Consider the following 19,741-nt stretch of genomic DNA (forward strand, 5'->3'; position numbering starts at 1 on the left):
ACACAAATCGAGGAATCAAAAATGGCTGGCTCAGATTCGCGAAATACTGATGAAGCTGAAAACTACGACGCCTTGCTACGGGCCAATCTGCAGCGGGTGTTCAACCAACGCGATGCACAAAGGCGCTTGGCGGCGGTGCAGGAGCTTTTTGCAGAAGCACCGACGATGTATGAACCGGCTGGCATCGTCACCGGGCAAGCGGCGATTTCGGCAGTGGCCGGTGCGTTGCTGGATCAGTTCGGGCCGGACTTCGCTTTTGTTGCGGAGGGAACTGCAGTTGGGCATCACGGCTTGGGTTATCTGCGCTGGCACGCCGGCCCGGGCGATGGGCAGGTCATCGTCAGCGGCGTCGATGTGGCAGAAATCAGCGAAGGGAAAATCGTGCGGTTGTGGGTGTTGCTGGATGCGCCCCAAGGCTGAGCTGTCCGGCAGGGCGGCAGATCGGGTTCCATTGCCGCCTGTCGCCGACTGTCAATCAGATCGATATCCCGCATTGACATATCGAAGAATCTCGATATCATCGGCGAATGGAACTGATCGAAATCTTCAAAGCCCTCTCGAACCCGACGCGCCTCAAGATCCTTGAAGGCCTGAAGGATCCCGTGAAGAACTTCCCCCCGCAGGATGAGGGTGACGTTCTTGTTGAGGGTGTCTGCGTCAGCAGTATCCAGGAAGGTATCGGCCTGTCGCAGTCGACGGTGTCGAGTTATCTGGCCACGTTGCAGCGGGTGGGGCTGGTGGAAGTGCGGCGCATCGGTCAATGGACCTACTACAAACGCAATGAGGCAGCAATCAGCGCGCTTGCAGAGATCATAGGGAAAGAGATGTAAATTTTTTTACTACAGGATATCGAGAATTCTCGATATCCCTCTTTATCGATACGAGGTTTTGCCATGAAAGCGATGATTCTGAAATCCTTCGGCGGTCCTGATTCGTTCGAACTCAGCGACGTGTCCAAACCGGTTCCGCAAGCGGGCCAAGTGCTGGTCCGAGTGCACGCCACTTCCATCAATCCGCTGGATTACCAGGTTCGGCGCGGTGACTATCCCGACCTGGTGCCGCTGCCAGCCATTACCGGTCACGACGTGTCGGGCGTGGTTGAATCCATCGGGCCGGGCGTCAGCGCTTTCGCGCCGGGCGACGAGGTCTGGTACACCCCGCAGATATTCGACGGGCAGGGCAGTTATGCCGAGTACCACGTCGCAGCCGAAAGCATCATCGCCAGAAAGCCTGCCTCGCTGAGCCACCTTGAGGCGGCCAGTCTGAGTCTGGTCGGCGGTACGGTTTGGGAAGCGCTCACCGTGCGCGCTGTGCTCCGCGTTGGCGAAAGCATTCTGATCCACGGCGGCGCGGGCGGCGTCGGCCATGTGGCGATTCAGGTGGCCAAAGCCATGGGCGCCAGGGTCTTTACGACCGTGCGCGAGGCCAACGCCGATTTCGTCCGCAGCCTGGGCGCTGACGTGGTGATCGATTACACCCAAGAGGACTACGTCGAAGCGATCATGCGCGAAACCGCCGGGCATGGCGTTGATGTGGTGTTCGACACCATCGGCGGCGATACCCTGTCTCGCAGCGCCGACGTGCTCGCTCAGCTTGGCCGCGTAGTCTCGATCGTCGACATCGCGCAGCCACAAAACCTCGTTCAGGCCTGGGGCAAGAACGCCAGCTACCACTTCGTCTTCACCCGGCAGAATCGCGGCAAGCTCGATGAATTGAGCGCGTTGGTCGAGCGCGGCCAGTTGCGGCCACATGTGGGCGCCGTCTATTCGCTCGCCGACATCCCGCTCGCCCACGCTCGACTGGAGAGCGCCAACAACGGTCTGCTGGGAAAAATCGCCATCGCCGTCGAGCCTACGCTCATCGTCTGAATCCGCTCACTGATTTTGGAGAAGCATCATGGTTTATGAAATCGCAGTCCTGCCCGTTCACCCGCAACAGACTGAAGCCTTTCGACGGGCATTTGCCGAAGTCGAACCGTTGCTGACCCGCGCCAAGGGATACGGCGGCCACTTGCTGGCGCAAGGTATTGAAACCCCCGAGCAATTCAATTTGATCGTGCGCTGGCAGTCACTTGAGGACCACTCACCGGGGTTTGAAGAGAGTGACGACCACCAGCGGTTCATGCTGGGGTTGGAGGATTATTTTTCGGCGGAACCGATGGTGTACCACATTGAGGGTGGTGCTTTTCCGGGTGGCGACTTTGGCGTATCGGACAGCGGAGCCAGCGTAGGCCTCTGAGTGAGTATGTGGCTGTTCGTCAGAAGCGGCTGTGGCTGGTCGAGCACTGCTTGTGATGAATTGCCACATTAATTCCGCCTCGGCCTGTTCATGGAGCAGGGGTGGCAGGCAAAATGCGCCGTTTTCCATATGTCTCGTACTGCAACTCATCCAAGGAAGGCCACTTGAAAGTCATTCCCCACGCTTCCCTGCGCCCTGAAATCTGGCCAGCCGTTGTTTTATTGGTGCTGGCAAGCCTGATCACGTCCGGCTGCACGCGCTCCCATTCTCCAAAATTGGTGGAGCGCGATCCGTGTCTGGATTCCGGTCCAGCGCATACAACGGCCTACAACAAATGCGTGAGCGAGCGGGAAGAGCGCCGCGCTGAAGCGCTCAGAATACTGCTCAGTGATGATCCTGCTGACAATCCGCAACGGCAAGTGGCCGTGACAGGCGACAGCGATTTCCAACCGTCTGATTTTCCTGACGACCCAATGCCAGCGAGTTTTCGCATGCCTTCCGACCTGAATCTCAAGGATACCCGGGCATTTCCTTACAAGGCTCGCATCAGCTGGAAATACGTGTCGGATCGCTTCCTGCCGAGTTCAAAGGAATCCGCGCGGATGATGCGGGTAGACCGCCTGATTAAGGCGGCCGTAACGGCGGATGGGTTCGCAAAGTGGGGGTGCACGGTCACCGGCGGAAAGCGTCAGGTGTGGGTTTTCTACACCCTGGACGACGCGGCCTTTGTCAGCCGTGTGCAGGCAGCTCTGGCGCAGACCGGGCCCTATCCGATCGAGTTCAGCAGCCGTAAACAGACGGATGTGAGTGCTGAGGTGCAGAATGCCGAGCAACCTCGACTCACGCCCAAGCGATGCCTGGAGTGAAGACTCTCAACGGATAACCTCTTGAAACGGACTTCTCTCATCGCAAGGAGTCCGTAGCCGTAGTCGCTTCAGAGGCGTTCGTTGCGGGCGCAGCGATCATCTCATGCCGACCGCAACCTCTTCAGCATACCGATTTTCCTCCGACGTTAGCCCAGCGCTTTGGTGGTAGGCTGCATCCCCTCAGCCGTACTTTCTGTACTCCTGAATTGCCCTTTCCGAAATCTGCGCCGGCTCAGTTGCTGGCGTTGATGAATTTCCCCTGCGGACCACAGCCATGCGCCTGCCAGATTTCATTCTCGAAAACCTAGAGCCGATCCTGCAGGCCTGGGAAGATTTCGCCCGCACCATCGAGACACCAGGTGCGGAACTCGATAACGTCGCACTGCGCGATCACGCCGAGCAGATGTTGCGCGCCATCGTTATCGATCTGCGGAGCAAGCAGACCATCAGCGAGCAAATCGCCAAGGCCCAGGGTCATGCGCCGCGCGACGATGAAGAAACGGCTGCGGAAACCCACGCGGTGACGCGGCTGATGGCCGGTTTCACCATCGATCAGATGGTTTCCGAATACCGCGCGCTGCGAACCAGCGTGCTGAGCCAGTGGCTGCGTCAGGTCAAGGATGGCAAATCGGTGAATGTCGACGACATGACGCGTTTTCACGAAGCCATCGATCAGGCGCTGGCCGAGTCGATTGCCAGCTACTCGCGCGCCGTCGAGGCGTCGCGCAACGTGTTTCTGGGGATTCTCGGCCATGACTTGCGCACGCCACTGGGGGCGATTCTGCTTGGTGCGGATATGTTGCGTCGTACCGAAGCCACCGACCCGCGCACCAGAAAAGTGGCCAGGCAGATCTACGCCAGCGTGCAGCGCGCCAGCCAGATGGTCGGCGACCTGCTGGATCTGACGCGCTGCCAGATGGGGCCGGGTATTCCGGTGAAAAAATCCCTGATCGATCTCAGCCCTGTGTGCGAACGGGTGATCGAGGAAATCCGCGCCTTTCATCCGCAGGCCAACGTGCGGTTCGATGCAAAGGAAGCGGTGATGGGAGCGTTCGATGGCGCGAGGATGGAACAGGTCTTTTCCAACATCATCAGCAATGCGGTGACCCACGGCGACAATAAGTTTCCGGTCTCGGTCCAGTTGCAGGTCCGCGAGGATTGCGCGGTGTTCACCGTACATAACGGCGGTGAACCGATCCCGGGGGATGTATTGCCGTTCATCTTCAACCCGATGGGGCGGTTCTCGCAGCGCTCCGTGGTTGATCACGGGCCGGTTGCCGGGCTCGGTCTGGGCCTGTTCATCGCCTCGGAAATCGTCGCCTCGCATGCCGGCTCGATCGAGGTCAGCTCTGACCTGGAAGGCGGAACCGTGTTTCGCGTAAAGCTTCCGGTTGGTGCCGAAAGCCCCGTCACCATCTAGGCCAATCGATGGAGGGCCGGCCCCGGCCCTCCAGCCTGATCACTCCTCCATCACCTCAACCAAACCGCGATCCTCACCGAGGAACCCGCCGCTCTGGTGTTGCCACAGCCGCGCATAGGTGCCGTTCTTCTCCAGCAATTGCGCGTGGGTGCCTTGTTCGATGATGCGGCCTTCGTCCATGACGATCAGCCGGTCCATGGCCGCAATGGTCGACAAGCGGTGGGCAATGGCGATCACGGTTTTGCCCTGCATCATTTCATCGAGGCTTTCCTGGATCGCGACTTCAACCTCGGAATCCAGTGCGCTGGTGGCTTCGTCGAGCAGCAGGATCGGCGCGTTTTTCAGCATCACCCGAGCGATGGCGATGCGTTGGCGCTGCCCGCCGGAGAGCTTGATACCGCGTTCGCCGACCAGCGTGTCGTAACCGCTGTGGCCCTGCTTGTCGCTCAACTGGCTGATAAAACCATCGGCCTGTGCGTTCACTGCCGCGCGATGGATGTCTTCGTCGGTGGCGTCCGGGCGTCCGTAGGCAATGTTGTCGCGGATCGAGCGGTGCAGCAGTGACGTGTCCTGGGTGACCATGCCGATCACGCTGCGCAGGCTGTCCTGGGTGACCTCGGCGATGTTCTGCCCATCGATGCGAATCTCGCCGCGATCAACGTCGTAGAAGCGCAGCAGCAGGTTGATCAGCGTCGATTTACCTGCACCGGAGCGGCCAACCAGGCCGATTTTCTCGCCGGGGCGAATGTGCAGGGTCAAGCCGTCGAGCACCTGGCGTTCGCCGTTGTAGTTGAAGCTGACATTGTCGAAGACCACTTCGCCGCCGGCAGGCTCCAGCACCTTGGCATCCGGTGCGTCCTGGACTTTCGGGCCGCTGGTCAGGGTGGCCATGCCGTCCTGCACGGTGCCGATGTTTTCGAACAGCGACGTCATCTGCCACATGATCCAGTGCGACATGCCGTTGATGCGCAACGCCATGGCGGTGATCGCCGCGACGGCGCCGGTGCCGACTTCGCCTTGATGCCACAGCCACAACGCATAACCGCCGGCACCGAGAATCAGCGCGACCACCAGCGCCTGATTGACGATTTCGAACTGGCTGACCAGCCGCATCTGGCGGAACCCGGTGAGCTTGAAATCTTCCATCGCCGCACGGGCAAAATGCGCTTCACGCTTGGAGTGCGAGAACAGTTTGACCGTGGTGATGTTGGTGTAGGCATCGGCAATCCGCCCGGTCATCGACGAGCGCGCATCGGCCTGTTCCTGGCCGACCTTGCCCAGACGCGGCACGAAATACACCATCGCCAGCCCGAACAAAACGATCCACGCCAGGAACGGCAGCATCAACTTCAACGCAAAGCCACCAGCCAGCGCAATGATCGCGATGAAGTACACGCCAATGCCGGGGAGAATTTCGATCAAGGTGAACAACACCTCGCGCACCGACAACGCAGTCTGCATGACCTTGGTCGTGACCCGGCCGGAGAACTCGTCGGAGAAGAACGACAGACTTTGCCGCAGCATCAACCGGTGAAAGTCCCAGCGCAGGCGCAGCGGCAGATTGATCGCGAGGATCTGGTGCTGGACCATCGTGCGTAGCGCCACCAGCCCGATGCTGACTACCAGCACAATGCCGATGCCCCACAACACGCGGCTTTCCTCGTCACCAGCAGCGCCGCCAGATTGCCAGGTCGAGAGCAGATCCACCACTTGCCCGAGGAACGAAAACAGCCATGCCTCGTAGATCGACACGCTGGCGCTGAGCAGGGCGAAGGCCAGGATGTAACCGCGCGCGCCCCGGGTGCACGCCCACAAGAAGCGCATCAGGCCGACTGGCGGTGGCGGCGCCTCGTCGGGCGGGAAGGGGTCGAGCCTTTCTTCAAACAGGCGAAGCATTGCGGTCTCCGAAGTGATCAGGGTGTGGGGATTCTGCCATCTATCGGCGGCGTTGAGGGTTTCACTGCGATCATCTGGATGAACCCCCGTGCCTTGTCTTGACCGCAGACCGGCGCAGAAGCTCAACACAATCCTGCCAAGCGCAACCTTTCGTCACTGATCCAGACCTGATGTCGCACGCTCATCAACCTCTTTGAACTCTCGCGCAAGCTGCTCCGTCATCTCCTATGTGGGGGCTCGAGGCAATGTTGCCGTGTAGCTCCGTTTTTGCGTTTTCAGTGAGAAGGCGAGGGGCGACATGAATACTTCAGACAGCAGGTCAGGGTATGAATCAGGTGATCCCAACGGCAAGCCTGAGCAAAATTTTGATCATTTGAAGGACAACGTCAGCGAAGCACTGGGCGGTGCGCGGCAGCAGGCCGATGCGCAATTCGGCCAGTATCGCGACACGGCGGCCGAGCAGATCGAAGCCTTGGCGCAAGGGGCGAAAAGCTTTGTCTCGGAACTGCAGGACAAGGACACGCTGGGTATGTCCGACTACCTGACCGACATGGCGGATTCCATGACCGGGCTGGCAGGCAATCTGCGCGGCAAGAGTGCCGAGCAGTTGCTGCATGATGCGGCGGATCTGGCGCGCAGCAATCCGGGATTGTTCATCGCCGGCAGCATTGCCATCGGTTTCGGCCTGTCGCGGTTTCTCAAAGCAGGCACCTCTGCAGCAGCGACGGTCAGTGCCGAACACGATCCGGCGGCGGGCTCCACCTCGACGCCACCGCCAGCCGATTACGGCGCGCAGCGACCCTATGAATCGTCGATGCCGTCGTCGACCCACGCCAATCCGGGATTGGCTACCGGCATTACCCCTAACTCGCCCAGTGACAGCGATCACCCCGCTGATTTTGCCGCGGCTTCCGTACCGCACGCACCCGACGCCAAAGGAGAACTGTGATGAACAGAGATGAATCTGATCTGAGCAGGGCAAGGCCCCTCGGCCAAACAGATGACGCTTCGGTGGTCGGCCTGTTGCGGCAACTGTCCCGCGAGGTACCGGCCTTGTTCACCAAGGAACTGGCACTGGCAAAAGCCGAACTGCACAACAGCCTCAGCACGCTGAAGGCGGGCATCGCTGCGGTGGCCGGCGGCGCGATCGTGTTCCTCGCCGGCTTCATCATTCTGCTGATGTCGGCGGTGTACGGCCTGAGCATGTTCATGGCGCCATGGCTGGCCGCGCTGATCGTCGGCGTGGTGGTGATGATCATCGGCTTCGCCATGCTGCAATCCGGGAAAAAGCAATTCGAGCCATCTCACTTCAAACCTGATCGCACCCTCGACGCCTTGAACAAGGATCAGGAAGCGCTGCGGAGGAAAGTCTCATGAAAAGCGAACTGGATATCGAAGCGGAAAAAAGCCCGGAGCAGATCGAGCGCGAAATCGATGCGCAGCGCGCCAGCATCGGCAACATCGTCGATCAACTGGAGAGCAAGTTCACCCCCGGGCAGATGATCGATCAGGCCTGGGGAATGATGCAGAGCAACGGCTCGACATTCTTCACCAATCTCGGCACCAGCGTGCGCAATAATCCGGTGCCAGCGGTGCTGACTTCCGTGGGCCTGCTCTGGCTGATGATCAGCCAGAATCGCCCACCGGTGCCGCAGCCGACCTATCGCAGTGGGCCGGACCAAGACAAGGCCGGCGAATGGGCCGATGGTTTGGCCGACGGCATCGACAGTGCGCGCGCGCATTTGCATTCGACCACTGACTCGCTGAAGGACGGCTACCAGTCGCTGAAAGGCAAGGCCAGCCACCTCGGGGAAAACGTCGGTGCGGCGAAGGAAAATCTGAGCCATGCGATGCATGACGCAAGTGATCGACTGTCGCGTAATTCGCAAGTGCTTGGCCAGCAGTTCAGTCACCTGCTCAAGGAGCAACCGCTGATGGTGGCTGCCGCTGGGGTCGCTTTGGGTGCCTTGCTCGGCGCGGCGTTGCCGACCACGTCCACTGAACAGCGCTACATGGGCCGCACCAGCGCTGGCATGGTCGACAAAGCCAAGCAAAAAGCTCAGGAAGGTTATGAAGCCGTGCGTGACACGGTGACCCGAACCACTGAACAAACCGAAGTCGAAACCAAACCGGATCCGGCGCGGCCGTCTTCTTCGGATCTGTCGCAGGGTCTGGGTACATCCTGACGGGGAGAAACGAGGGAGGTCTGCAATGGGCCTCCCTTCGTCGTTGTGCGGCGGTGATTCGGTGTGCCGCTGTGGTGAGCCAGCCTGTGAAAACGTAGCCTTGACCCGGATCATTGTGGGAGCGAGCCTGCTCGCGAAAGCGGTGTGTCATTCAATGTGGATGTATCTGATCTGGCGCCTTCGCGAGCAGGCTCGCTCCCACAGGGATTTTGGTTGCGCTGAAGATTTTGGCCTTGCCCCGGACCATTGTGGGAGCGAGCCTGCTCGCGAAGCGGTGTGTCATTCAACGTGGATGTATCTGATCTGGCGCCTTCGCGAGCAGGCTCACTCTTACAGGGGCGCGGTGTTCAGCTTCAGTGCTTCGACAAACGCTGCAAACGCTGCCGAGCCTTGGCGCCGGTTCGGGTAGTACAGGTGATAGCCCTGAAACGTCGGGCACCACTCTTCCAGCACTTCCACCAGTCGCCCGTCGGCCAGATACGGCGCGACCAATTGCTCGGGCACGTACGCCACGCCGATGCCATCCACGGCGGCATTGAGCACGTGCATGATGCTGTTGAACACCAATTGCCCGTTGACCTTCACGCTGAAATCCTGACCCTTGTGCGCAAACTCCCAGGCGTATATCGCGCCGGCCGGTTGATGGCGGATGTTGATGCAAGTGTGCTCCGTCAACTGATGCGGCGTGGCGGGTGCCGGGTGACGAGCGAAGTAATCGGGCGAGGCGACCACGGCCAGACGCCAGTCCGGACCAATGCGCACGGCGATCATGTCTTTGCTGATCGATTCACCGAGACGGATACCAGCGTCGAAGCGCTCCTTGACCACATTGGTGAAACCATAATCGACGTAAAACTCCAAGGTGATGTCCGGATAGTCCTGCAAAAACTTTGCAAGCATCGGCCGAATGCACAACTCGATCTGATCGTCCGTGCAGGAAATCCGGATCGTGCCGCTGGGCTTGTCGCGCAATTCGCCAAGGGCTTCGAGCTCGGCGCTGATCTGCTCGAACAGCGGCGCAATCGAACGCATCAAGCGCTCGCCAGCCTCGGTCGGCGAGACGTTGCGCGTCGTGCGAGCCAGCAAGCGGATACCCAGACGCTGCTCCAGCGCGCGGACCGTATGACTCAACGCAGAAGGCGTGACGCCGAGGCGAGCAGCGGCTTTGGTGAAGCTTTGCTCCTGGGCCACCGCCAGAAAGGCCTGCAGGTCATTGACTTTGGCGTTGCTCATTGCTGAATTTTTCTCAAAAGCACATGAAGATTACCGCTACTAATCAAGTTAAGCCCGATCCGTCAAGCTTTGCAGCCTGAATAACGGGGCAGAAGTGCCTCGACCATTTATTCTTCCAAACAGGTTTTTGCATGACGGCCCAAGCAATCGACAACCCGACAAACCAGCCCATGGAAGCGTCCACGGCCGACGAGCAACCGGCGTACTGGAGCGGCGTGTTCGCCATGACCTTGTGTGTCTTCGCGCTGATCGCCTCCGAGTTCATGCCGGTCAGTCTGCTCACGCCCATGGCCACGGACTTGCACATCAGCGAAGGCCTGGCCGGTTACGGCATCGCCATCTCCGGCGCGTTCGCGGTGTTGACCAGCCTGACGATCACCAGGCTCGCCGGCTCGATGGATCGCAAGCGCCTATTGCTGCTGTTGACGGCGCTGATGTGCGCGTCCGGGCTGGTAGTGGGCCTGGCGCCCAACTACACGGTTTACATGATCGGTCGCGCATTGATCGGCGTGGTAATCGGCGGCTTCTGGTCGATGTCAGCGGCGTTGGCCATGCGTCTGGTGCCCTCCGCCAGCGTGCCCAAGGCACTGGCGATTTTTAATGGCGGCAACGCTTTGGCCACGGTGGTCGCGGCGCCGCTGGGCAGTTATCTCGGCAGCGTGATTGGCTGGCGCGGGGCGTTTTTCTGCCTGATACCCGTGGCGTTGATTGCGCTGCTCTGGCAGTGGATAAGCTTGCCCGCGTTGCCGGCCGCGCCGCGCAAGTCCAGCGCAGGCAATGTCTTTGCGTTGTTCAAAAGCCGCCGAGTGGCGTTGGGCATGCTCGGCGCAGGTCTGTTCTTCATGGGCCAGTTTGTTCTGTTCACCTACCTGCGACCGTTTCTGGAGACCGTGACCCGGGTCGACGTTTCGATGCTGTCGATCATCCTGCTGGTCATTGGTGTGGCCGGGTTTATCGGCACCGTGGCCATCGGTTCGGTGCTGAAGAAGGGGTTGTATCGCGTGGTGATCGCCATCCCGCTGTTGATGGCGATGATCGCAGTGGCGCTCATTGGGTTGGGCAGTTCAGTGGTCGCGACGTTCGTGTTGCTGGGCTTGTGGGGATTGATCGCCACGGCGGCGCCGGTGGGCTGGTGGTCGTGGCTGGCGCGCACGCTGCCTGACGATGCCGAAGCGGGCGGCGGGCTGATGGTGGCGGTGGTGCAGTTGTCGATTGCCTCGGGTTCTACCATCGGTGGTCTGCTGTTCGACGGCAGCGGTTATCGGCTGACGTTTTTCGCCAGCGCGGCATTGCTGGTGCTGGCGGCGCTGATGACCTGGCTGACGTCGCGGCAGACGGCCTGAATCAGCTTTCGCTGTTTTCGGCCGCCGCCTGCGCAGCTTCGGCTTCCAGCTTCAGGCGGTCGGCCTTGCAGATGTATTTGGGCTTTTTCGGCGCCAGTTTGGCATTGGCCTTTTTGGCCTTTTCCTTGAACAACTGCTGCAGCTTCTTTTGACGATTCATGATTTTTCGATCAGGGGTGGAGAGGGTGGGAATCCTGACGCAAGGCCGAGTGGTCAGCAAGAAGAAATCCACTAAGCTGAGCACATTCGCCCATACTCAAGAGCATCCCCCAACCGAAGGAATCGCACATGAGAGAAGCTCGCAGATTGATTGTCGCGTTGTCTTGCCTCGCGCTGGTAATCGGCAGCACGACGGCACTGGCTGACCCCGGCAATGGCAAGGGTCAGGGCGGCCAGGGCAACGGCAAGGGCAAACCGCAGAACATGCAGGATCACGGCAAACAGGGTGGGGGCGGTCAGGGCAATGGCAACAAAGGCCAGCAACACTCTGGCAATGGCGGCGGTGCTCCGAGCATTGATCGCGGCAATATTCTCGGCATCGTCGACGGCTATCGCGGCGAATACTGGAATCCGGGGCCAGCGCTGCCGCCTGGCGTTCAGAAGAATCTGGCGCGGGGCAAACCGCTGCCACCAGGCATCGCCAAGAAGCTGGACGGGCGGCTGCTCGGCCATTTGCCTCACTATGACGGCTACGAATGGCAACAGGTTGGCACCGACCTGATCCTCGTCGCGCTGGCTACCGGGCTGATCTACGAGGTGCTCAACGGCGCGTTCGATTGATTCTGCAAAGAGGAGTGGCAGCACCTGCCGCTCCTTTTTATTCATGCATAGCTGCATCATATGCAGCAATGAACTGCATTCAGGCTGGGTTGTTCGTTGACTACTGAGCTTTCAGACTGAGCTCAACGCTTAACAAATCAATGGAGATGACCATGGCCAACGCAATTCGCTTCACCGCAACCGGCGCACCGGACGTCCTGCAACTGCACACTGTCAGCGAACAGCCCCCCGGGGCTGGCGAGGTCTGGCTGGAGCAAGCGGCGGTGGGCGTCAATTACCTCGATGTCAGCCAGCGCAAAGGTGCAGTGCCGGTGGCGTTGCCTTCGGGGTTGGGTCTGGAAGGCGCGGGGCGGGTCGCGGCGGTCGGTGCCGGTGTGAGCAATGTCCGCGTCGGTGATCGGGTCGCTTACGCCACCGGGCCCCTGGGCGGTTACGCCTCGGCGCGGCTGTTTCCGGCAGAGCGGCTGGTGAAGATCCCCGATGAGTTGTCGTTCGAAGATGCGGCGGCGGTTTTGTTCAAAGGCATCACCGCGCAGTATCTGTTGAAGGCGACTTACCCGGTCGGGCCGGGCACGACGATGCTGCTTTACGGCGTCGCGGGTGGTCTGGGGGAAATCATGGTGCCATGGGCCAAACACCTTGGCGCAACGGTGATCGGTTTGGTGTCGAAGCAGGCCAGTGTCGACAAGGCTCGCGCGTCCGGTTGTGACGAAGTACTGGTGTTCGATGCCGAAACCCTCGCAGCCGACGTGTTGCGTATCACCGAGGGGCGCAAGGTCGATGTGGTGTATGACCCGATTGGTCGGGTGTCTTTTCAGGCCTCGCTGGACAGCTTGCGCCCACGCGGGCTGATGGTCTCGTTCGGCGCGCAGACCGGCGCGCCGGCAGCGGTGGAAATAGCCACGCTGAACGCCAAGGGCTCGCTGTTCCTGACCCGTCCATCGCTGGCCGCGCACACTGCCACGACAGCCGAATATCAGGAGCGCGCGCAAGACGTGCTGGCTGCGGTGGCCGCCGGTATCATCACGCCGCAAATTCGCGCGCGTTATTCATTGGCTGACGCGGCACAAGCGCATGCCGATCTCGAGGCAGGCCGATCATCAGGGGCGATCATTTTAAAACCATGATTCTGGATGTTCTGAGCAACCCGCACAGCGATCAAATCGCTGCTTTCCTGGCCGTCGCCGCGCAAGGCTCGTTTGTCGCGGCGGGGCGTTTGTTGCAGCGCCATCCGACCATTGTTTCCAAGCGCCTGGCGGCGATGGAAAAGCGACTGGGCGTGCGATTGGTGGAGCGCTCGACGCGACACGTGCGCATCACCGAGGCCGGCCTGCAACTTGAACAACGCTTGCGCGCGGCCGTCGAGTTGATGAACGAAGCGCAGCAACAAGCGGTGCAGGGCGCCAGCGAAGTACGCGGCACCTTGCGCCTGGCGTTGCCGGCGGCGATGGGGCGCTTGTGGCTGGGGCCGCTGCTGCCCGAATTTCTCAAGGCCCATCCGCAGGTTTCGCTGGTGGCCGATTACAGCGAAGGTCTGGTCGACATCATCGAGCAGGGCTTCGACGCGGCTATTCGCATCGGCGAGCTGGACGATAATCGGCTGATCGCGAAAAAGCTCAGCGACCATCGACGGATTCTCTGCGCATCGCCGGCCTACATCGAGGCCCATGGCATGCCGCAAACCCCGCAGGACCTGCTTCAGCACAATTGCCTGCGCTTCAGCGGGCTGGCGTCGTTCCCGCTGTGGCGCCTGCATCGGGGCAAGGAGGTGCAGGCCATCACGCCCCACGGCAACCTGACTGCCAGCGACAGCGAATCCCTGCTCGCCGCCGCCCGCGCCGACGCCGGCATACTCGGTGCCGGCGACTGGCTGATGAGCCGTGATCTGGCGGCAGGTCGGTTGATTCGTGTGTTGCCCGACTGGCATCTGGATTCGGCGGGCGGCGTTTATCTGGTCAGGCCGTCATCGCGGTTTCCAGCGGCGGCGGTGGTGGCGTTCAAGGAGTGGATTGAATCCAAATTCGATCCGGCGCCACCTTGGGCGGTTTGATCACAACCTGCATCAAGACCGACACTGACCCTGTGGGAGCGAGCCTGCTCGCGAAAGCGCAGTGTCAGTCATAGTTGATGTGGCTGACCTGACGCCTTCGCGAGCAGGCTCGCTCCCACAGGTTTCGTGGGTTGCTAAGGAATTGCCGAACATACGTATATCCAATGTGGGAGCGAGCCTGCTCGCGAAAGCGCAGTGTCAGTCATGGATGATCTGGCTGACCTGACGCCTTCGCGAGCAGGCTCGCTCCCACAGCTTTCGTGGCTTGCTCAGGAATTGCCGAACATACGTATATCCAATGTGGGAGCGTGGGCCAGTTTGGGCGCACAAAAAAAGCCCGGCATTGCCGCCGGGCTTCGGTGTCTTCAACACTTCAAGCGGCGATTTTGTTGGCCGCCATTTCCTTTTTGTGGCTGGCCTTCATCGCTTCCATCTGTGCGCCCAGTTCCTCGAGCTTGGCCTTACCCAGAAGCTTCTGCGCTTTCGGGAACATTTCCTCTTCTTCCTCCTCGATGTGGTGCTCCAGCAGTTCCTTGACCACTTTGACCCGACCGGCAAATTCCGGGCTGCCTGGATCGGTTTCTTTCAGATCAGGCAGTACCAGCGAATCCACGGTGCGGTGCTCTTCCTTGGCTTCGTAGTACATGATGTCTTCTTCCTTGCTGCCGGCTTCCTTGAACGCAGGGTAGAGAATCTCTTCTTCGAGGCGGGTGTGGATGGTGATTTCCATTTCCAGTTTGCCCAGTAACTCGACGCGTTTTTTCAGCGCGCGGTCGGTGGATTCACTCAGTTGGCTGAGGATGGCTTTTACTTTTTCATGGTCGGCTTTGAGAAGGTCGATGGCATTCATTTTTTGAGGCCTCTGCTTTTCACGGATTGAACACAGCGTTCTTTTTTTCGCGCTGCTGTGTATTCAGGAAGAGGCTATCGCAGGACTCATGCCAACTCGCCGATCAAGCGCAACCCTTGTAAATCAAGGGCTGGCATCGAAGCAGGCACAATGCTTTCGTGCAGCCTGCAAGAAATCCGCGCGGCGGGCATTGCATATAACAAGCCCGGCAAAAGCCGGGCTGTGGTGATACTTGAGACGGGCCTGCACCCGTGGGTCACCGGTTAGCCTGGGAAGGCGAAATGCGACCGACATGCTTGGGTCCCGCCAGTGCCCAGGCGATCAGGCCGAACAGCGGCACGAACACGATCAGCACGATCCACACGCCTTTACTACTGGATTTCCCTTCGCTTTTACGCACCCGATTGATGGCCCAAAGCTCGATCAGCACAAGAATGACCGCCAATACGATCCACACGGTTTCGATTTGCATAGGCTTAGCTCCTGATGGTCTGTGCGTTAGGCGACGATAGGGGCGTTGGGTTCATTCTTTTTGCCTTGGACAAGCGGGCGGGGTGGTACCCGGTTGCAAAATAAATGTCTGATCGCCGCTGCGGCCTATATCCTCTGCGCCACGTTTGGGCTGAAACAGGGACAGGGCAATGGCATTCAGGGTGATGGTTGTCGGTGGTTACGGCAATTTCGGCAGTATCGTGTGTCGGCATCTGGCGCTCATGCCAGAGATTGAACTGCTGTTGTCGGGCCGCGATGCACGCAAGTTGCAAATCAAGGTCGCTGAGCTGCAAGCGCAATCAGGCCGTCCGTGCGGAGGGTGGTGCGGCGATGCAATGGGCGCAGGTTTTCAAGCGGCGTTGCGAGAGTTGAATGTTCAGTTGGTGGTGCACACCGGCGGGCCGTTTCAGGGGCAATCCTACGCAGTCGCTGAAAGCTGCATCGGCGCCGGTGTGAATTATTGCGATCTGGCTGACTGCCGCACCTTCGTCAACGGCATTGATGTGCTCGACGCCCGCGCCAGGGAGGCTGGTGTGGCCGTGCTCAGCGGTTGCAGTTCGGTGCCGACCTTGTCTTCGGCGATCATCGATCAGCAGCGCTCACGTTTTGCGCGAATCGACTCGATCGAGCATGGCATTTCTTCCTCGGCAAAAATGCCGGGGCTGTCCACGGTCGAAGGCGTGCTCGCTTATGCCGGCAAACCGATCAGGCAGTTGAAAAACGGCCAGGATCACGAAGTATTGGGTTGGCTCGATCTGACCCTGCGCAGCATGCCGCAACTGGGCACGCGGGTGCTGGCCAATGTCGATGTGCCTGACATGGATATTTTCGCACGCCGCTATGGCGCACAGACGCTGCGCTTCAAGGCTGGCGCCGGCCTGAAGCTCGGCGGCGTCGCCAATGCCTTGCTGGCGAAAGCCTTGCGCTTCGGGCTGGTGCGCGATCATGTGCGCTGGGCGGCGCGTCTGCATCGACTGGGCACGTGGTTCGAACGCTTCGGTGATGGCAAAAGCGCGATGTACATCGATGTTCAAGGCATCGGGGTTGACGATCAGCCGCTGAGCCTGACCGCGCAACTCACCGCGCTGAATGACAAAGGCCCGGAAATCCCCAGCTGCGCCGCCGTCGCCCTGGCAATCAAAATGGCGCGGGGTTATGCACCGCAACCTGGCGCGAGGCCGTGTGTTGGCGAAATCAGCGTCGATGAATATCTGGCGGCGATCAACGATCCGGCCAACTTGAGCCTGTCGGTTCAATTCTCCGATGGGCAGCGTTGAGATGCTCTATCTCTGCCTGAAGTACCTGCATGTAATCGCGGCGATTTTCCTCTTCGGTTTCGGCATGGGCTCCTACCTCTACCTGATCGCCGCCAGCCGCAGCGGCAACCCGCAAGTGATCGCCCATGTCGCAAGGATGGTGGTGCGTTTCGATACGTGGATCACCACGCCGGCAGGGATTGTGCAGGTCATCACCGGCTATCTGCTGATGCGGCTTTCCGGGCTTTCGATGAGCAGTGAGTGGCTGCTGACGTCGCTGATCATTTTCTTCTGCGTAGGCGCACTGTGGCTGCCTGTACTGGTATTGCAAAAGCGTCTGCAGAAGATGGCGCTGAGCGCGGGCGAGGGCGGCCTGCCTCTGGATGATCGCTTTGCAAGCACTTACCGCTGGTGGTTCTGGATGGGCATCGCCGGGTTCGCCGGGATGTTTGTCATCGTGCTGATGATGGTGACGAAGATGACACCGGTGCAACTGGTCGGGTTAACCGTGGGCTTTTAGAAAGCGGCTTTCATGATCCGCTGTTGGCAGCAGGCAAGTGTCGTACTTGCCGAACAGCCGATAGCGGTTCAGCGCGATTCGATCGTAAGCCCAGTCACGCAGGCGGCGCGGGAAAATCCGCAGCAGTTTCAGCGGCTGCCAGCGCATCGGCAGTTGCCCGACCACTGCAAGGAATGCATCTGATCGCTCCCAATAATTGCGGTCGCGGATCACCGCCATGGTGTCGAACTCATCCAGGGGCAAGCCGGCCCACGCCAGCAAGGCCTGGCCTTCGGGCGATTGCACGGTCGCCAGACGCACATGGCGCTGATGGTCATGGCGAATCAGGAAGCGCGCCCAGCCGTTGCACAGTTTGCACACGCCGTCGAACAGCACCACGGTTTCGCCTGGCTTGAGCAATGGCGCGGGGGTGGGGCGGGTTTTCATGGCAGGCATCGGCGGATGTCCTTGGCGGCGGTTGTCGCGATCATAACCTCGATCATTGGCCTACAGGAGTGGATCGCGGCGGTATTGGCCCGGCGATATGCCGTGCACGCGGCGGAAGGCCGCGCCAAACGCCGCGTCGGACAGGTAGCCCAGTGAAGCAGCAATGGTCGCCACAGTGTCCCGGCCATTGCGCAAGCGAAACGCGGCCACGCGCATCCGCCAGCGCGTGGCATATTCGACCGGCGCTACACCCATGCAAGTTTTGAATAACGCGGCGAAACCGGAGCGCGACATGCAGGCAATCTCGGCCATTTGCGTCAGGCGCCAAGGTTTTTCCGGGGCACCGTGAACGGCGCGCAAGACGCCGGCAATCGCCGGTTCCCGCAGTCCGCCCAGCCAAGACAATTGTTCGGCATCCGCGCTGTTGATGTGATGGCGCAGCGCATGGATGAAGATCAGCCGCAGCAGGTCGTTGCACATCGCCTGCGAGCCGGCCTGGTGTGATGGCCACTCGCGCTCCAGTTCATCCAGCAGCCAACCGAACGACGAGGCACCTGTGGCCTCTGCGCGAATGATCAGCGAGGTCGGCAGCACGTCGAGCAGTTCGGTTGCGCCGGGTCCCGATAGCGACACGCTGCCGCCCAGCAGCTCGACTTCCTCGCCGACGCCAAACGTCGCCGAGACGCCGTCATGGGCAAAAACATCCGCTGCATTCACCGCCTCGACGTCGGCGCCGCTGGCCAGAATGAACGGCGTGCGCGACACCACAAAGCAGTCGCCGGCCCGCAGCAACTGCGCCGGCAAGCCCTGCATGCGCAACCAGCATTCGCCTCGTCGCACCACGTTGAATTTCAGTTCGATGGGTTGAAATCGCAGCGCCCAGACGCCTCCCGCTTGCAAGCGAACCGAGCAGGCTGCTTGCAACTCGGAGAGCGCCAATACGGCAGAAAGCGGATCGCCAGCAGGATTTTGGATGATCACGACAGAAACCTGGATTTATCAGACTGGTTCGTCCGTAGAGCTTAGCCAAGAATGAAGACCTTCGATAGCTCACTCAGGATTCACGCTCATGGCTACGCTCCAACAACCTGTGCAATCACCGTTCAACGCCGCGAGCACAGCGGCTGAAGTCATGGCTGGCATCGATCTGCGCGGGCAGCTCGCTGTGGTCACCGGCGGCTATTCCGGCCTGGGTCTGCTGACGGTGAAAAGCCTCGCGGCGGCGGGCGCGCAAGTCCTCGTGCCGGCCAGAGATACGGCGCGGGCAGAGGTGGCATTGGCCGGTGTTGAAGGTGTCCGCGTGCTGCCCATGGACCTCATGCAGGCTGAATCGGTGGCGGCGTTCAGCCACAGCGTGGTCAGCGCGGGTCAGCCGGTGTCTTTGCTGATCAACTGCGCCGGAGTCATGGCCGCGCCGTTGCTGCGCGATGCCGATGGCCATGAAAGCCAGTTCGCGACCAATCACTTGGGCCACTATCGCCTGACCTGCGGCCTTTGGCCGGCGCTGGTCAAAGCTGGACAGGCGCGGGTGCTGTCAGTGTCATCGCGCGGGCACCAGATTGCCGGGATCGACTTTGACGACATTGATTTCCTGCAACGGCCGTATGACAAATGGGTCGCGTATGGTCAGTCGAAAACGGCCAATGCCTTGTTCGCCATGGCGCTCGATCGTCGCGGGCGCAGTCATGGCGTTCGTGCGTTCTCATTGCATCCGGGGCAGATTCTGACGGATCTGGCACGGCACCTCAGCACAGCGGAACTTGCCGCATTCGATGCGCTGGATGAGCAGGGCCGGCCACGGCTGGATGCCCACAACGGTCTGAAAACGCTGGAGCAGGGCGCCGCGACGGGATTGTGGTGTGCGACCAGTGCATTGCTTGCGGATTTGGGTGGCGTGTATTGCGAAGACTGCAATGTTGCGCCGATCAATCAACCTGAAGCGGGCCGCAAGGGCGTTGCGCAATGGGCGGCGGATGCTGAGCTGGCTGAGCGACTTTGGGCGGTTTCGGAGCAATGGACGGGGCTCACGGTGGCATAAATCGAGTCAAAGGACAAAAGCCCCTCACCCTAACCCTCTCCCGAAGGGAGAGGGGACTGACCGAGGTGTTTGGTAGAAATTCGCCGACCTCAAATACCGGGTCGAACTCAGTTCTTGAACAGCACCCAGATCGGCTCCCTCTCCCTC

General features: G+C 60.4%; 23 protein-coding genes. 16 read left to right on the top strand and 7 right to left on the bottom strand.

Translation table 11 applies throughout. From position 1 onward, the window contains the following. The first annotated feature begins 21 nt into the window (after positions 1-21). The 6 genes from J2Y39_RS26085 (at position 22) to J2Y39_RS26110 (ending at position 4,524) form a co-directional block, all read left to right on the top strand. A complete protein-coding gene (locus J2Y39_RS26085; RefSeq protein ID WP_310220434.1) occupies positions 22-420 on the top strand; it encodes a nuclear transport factor 2 family protein in 399 nt (132 codons plus the stop codon). Positions 421-527: 107 nt separating this feature from the next. Then, entirely contained in the window at positions 528-830 is a 303-nt protein-coding gene (locus tag J2Y39_RS26090; protein ID WP_310220436.1) for a metalloregulator ArsR/SmtB family transcription factor, read from the top strand. 63 nt (positions 831-893) lie between these two features. Continuing rightward, a complete protein-coding gene (locus J2Y39_RS26095) occupies positions 894-1,868 on the top strand; it encodes a zinc-dependent alcohol dehydrogenase family protein (RefSeq protein ID WP_310220438.1) in 975 nt (324 codons plus the stop codon). Positions 1,869-1,896: 28 nt separating this feature from the next. Further along, positions 1,897-2,238, top strand: coding sequence for an antibiotic biosynthesis monooxygenase (locus J2Y39_RS26100; protein WP_056784844.1), 342 nt, complete (start codon positions 1,897-1,899; stop codon positions 2,236-2,238). 164 nt (positions 2,239-2,402) lie between these two features. Continuing rightward, positions 2,403-3,104, top strand: a complete 702-nt coding sequence (locus tag J2Y39_RS26105; RefSeq protein WP_310220441.1) for a DUF695 domain-containing protein — start codon at positions 2,403-2,405, stop codon at positions 3,102-3,104. 274 nt (positions 3,105-3,378) lie between these two features. Next, positions 3,379-4,524 carry a sensor histidine kinase gene (locus tag J2Y39_RS26110; protein ID WP_310220443.1) on the top strand — a complete coding sequence of 382 codons (1,146 nt, stop codon included), beginning with the start codon at positions 3,379-3,381 and terminating at the stop codon, positions 4,522-4,524. A 39-nt stretch (positions 4,525-4,563) separates the two neighbouring features. On the opposite strand, the gene J2Y39_RS26115 is transcribed toward J2Y39_RS26110, so the two are convergent. Beyond that, positions 4,564-6,420, bottom strand: a complete 1,857-nt coding sequence (locus J2Y39_RS26115; protein ID WP_056784851.1) for an ABC transporter ATP-binding protein — start codon at positions 6,418-6,420, stop codon at positions 4,564-4,566. A gap of 298 nt (positions 6,421-6,718) precedes the next feature. Here J2Y39_RS26115 and J2Y39_RS26120 point away from each other — a divergent pair, with 298 nt between their 5' ends. From J2Y39_RS26120 to J2Y39_RS26130, 3 genes are read left to right on the top strand one after another with little or no spacing between them, the layout of a single operon-like run. After that, positions 6,719-7,369: a hypothetical protein gene (locus tag J2Y39_RS26120; RefSeq protein ID WP_252877904.1), complete on the top strand. Its 651-nt coding sequence runs from the start codon at positions 6,719-6,721 to the stop codon at positions 7,367-7,369. After that, positions 7,369-7,797, top strand: a complete 429-nt coding sequence (locus J2Y39_RS26125; RefSeq protein WP_310220444.1) for a phage holin family protein — start codon at positions 7,369-7,371, stop codon at positions 7,795-7,797. The genes J2Y39_RS26120 and J2Y39_RS26125 overlap by 1 nt, the downstream gene beginning before the upstream one ends. Then, complete coding sequence (locus J2Y39_RS26130; protein WP_150635647.1) at positions 7,794-8,606, top strand: DUF3618 domain-containing protein; 813 nt, start codon at positions 7,794-7,796, stop codon at positions 8,604-8,606. The genes J2Y39_RS26125 and J2Y39_RS26130 overlap by 4 nt, the downstream gene beginning before the upstream one ends. Positions 8,607-8,936: 330 nt before the next feature. On the opposite strand, the gene J2Y39_RS26135 is transcribed toward J2Y39_RS26130, so the two are convergent. Beyond that, positions 8,937-9,839: a LysR family transcriptional regulator gene (locus tag J2Y39_RS26135; protein ID WP_310220446.1), complete on the bottom strand. Its 903-nt coding sequence runs from the start codon at positions 9,837-9,839 to the stop codon at positions 8,937-8,939. 131 nt (positions 9,840-9,970) lie between these two features. On the opposite strand from J2Y39_RS26135, the gene J2Y39_RS26140 reads away from it, so the two are divergent. Beyond that, complete coding sequence (locus J2Y39_RS26140; protein ID WP_409037450.1) at positions 9,971-11,182, top strand: MFS transporter; 1,212 nt, start codon at positions 9,971-9,973, stop codon at positions 11,180-11,182. 1 nt (position 11,183) lies between these two features. Here J2Y39_RS26140 and J2Y39_RS26145 read toward each other — a convergent pair whose 3' ends face one another. Then, positions 11,184-11,342 (bottom strand): DUF2986 domain-containing protein, encoded by a 159-nt coding sequence (locus tag J2Y39_RS26145; protein ID WP_024012572.1) that lies wholly within the window; start codon positions 11,340-11,342, stop codon positions 11,184-11,186. 128 nt (positions 11,343-11,470) lie between these two features. Between J2Y39_RS26145 and J2Y39_RS26150 the strand changes: the two genes are divergently transcribed. The 3 genes from J2Y39_RS26150 (at position 11,471) to J2Y39_RS26160 (ending at position 14,012) form a co-directional block, all read left to right on the top strand. Continuing rightward, complete coding sequence (locus J2Y39_RS26150; protein WP_310220449.1) at positions 11,471-11,962, top strand: anti-virulence regulator CigR family protein; 492 nt, start codon at positions 11,471-11,473, stop codon at positions 11,960-11,962. 152 nt (positions 11,963-12,114) lie between these two features. Further along, positions 12,115-13,089 (top strand): quinone oxidoreductase, encoded by a 975-nt coding sequence (locus tag J2Y39_RS26155; protein ID WP_310220450.1) that lies wholly within the window; start codon positions 12,115-12,117, stop codon positions 13,087-13,089. Then, a complete protein-coding gene (locus J2Y39_RS26160) occupies positions 13,086-14,012 on the top strand; it encodes a LysR family transcriptional regulator (protein ID WP_310220452.1) in 927 nt (308 codons plus the stop codon). The genes J2Y39_RS26155 and J2Y39_RS26160 overlap by 4 nt, the downstream gene beginning before the upstream one ends. Positions 14,013-14,385: 373 nt before the next feature. On the opposite strand, the gene J2Y39_RS26165 is transcribed toward J2Y39_RS26160, so the two are convergent. Together J2Y39_RS26165 and J2Y39_RS26170 are read right to left on the bottom strand one after the other, a co-directional pair. Further along, the gene (locus J2Y39_RS26165; RefSeq protein ID WP_016774305.1) at positions 14,386-14,862 is read right to left on the bottom strand and encodes a hemerythrin domain-containing protein; all 477 of its coding nucleotides are present in this window, start codon (positions 14,860-14,862) and stop codon (positions 14,386-14,388) included. 256 nt (positions 14,863-15,118) lie between these two features. Further along, complete coding sequence (locus tag J2Y39_RS26170) at positions 15,119-15,334, bottom strand: PLD nuclease N-terminal domain-containing protein (RefSeq protein WP_041480553.1); 216 nt, start codon at positions 15,332-15,334, stop codon at positions 15,119-15,121. A 169-nt stretch (positions 15,335-15,503) separates the two neighbouring features. On the opposite strand from J2Y39_RS26170, the gene J2Y39_RS26175 reads away from it, so the two are divergent. Continuing rightward, a complete protein-coding gene (locus J2Y39_RS26175; RefSeq protein WP_310220454.1) occupies positions 15,504-16,631 on the top strand; it encodes a saccharopine dehydrogenase in 1,128 nt (375 codons plus the stop codon). Between the two features lies 1 nt (position 16,632). Further along, positions 16,633-17,130 (top strand): DUF2269 domain-containing protein, encoded by a 498-nt coding sequence (locus J2Y39_RS26180; protein WP_252877912.1) that lies wholly within the window; start codon positions 16,633-16,635, stop codon positions 17,128-17,130. Here the strand turns inward: J2Y39_RS26180 and J2Y39_RS26185 are convergent. After that, positions 17,113-17,565, bottom strand: a complete 453-nt coding sequence (locus J2Y39_RS26185) for a thiol-disulfide oxidoreductase DCC family protein (RefSeq protein ID WP_310220457.1) — start codon at positions 17,563-17,565, stop codon at positions 17,113-17,115. The two genes, J2Y39_RS26180 and J2Y39_RS26185, sit on opposite strands and share 18 nt — an antisense overlap. Before the next feature lie 51 nt (positions 17,566-17,616). After that, positions 17,617-18,537, bottom strand: a complete 921-nt coding sequence (locus J2Y39_RS26190; RefSeq protein ID WP_310220458.1) for an AraC family transcriptional regulator — start codon at positions 18,535-18,537, stop codon at positions 17,617-17,619. An 88-nt stretch (positions 18,538-18,625) separates the two neighbouring features. On the opposite strand from J2Y39_RS26190, the gene J2Y39_RS26195 reads away from it, so the two are divergent. Then, positions 18,626-19,594: an oxidoreductase gene (locus J2Y39_RS26195; RefSeq protein WP_310220460.1), complete on the top strand. Its 969-nt coding sequence runs from the start codon at positions 18,626-18,628 to the stop codon at positions 19,592-19,594. Positions 19,595-19,741 lie beyond the last annotated feature (147 nt).

Source organism: Pseudomonas sp. 2957, assembly GCF_031456345.1.
GTDB lineage: Bacteria > Pseudomonadota > Gammaproteobacteria > Pseudomonadales > Pseudomonadaceae > Aquipseudomonas > Aquipseudomonas siliginis.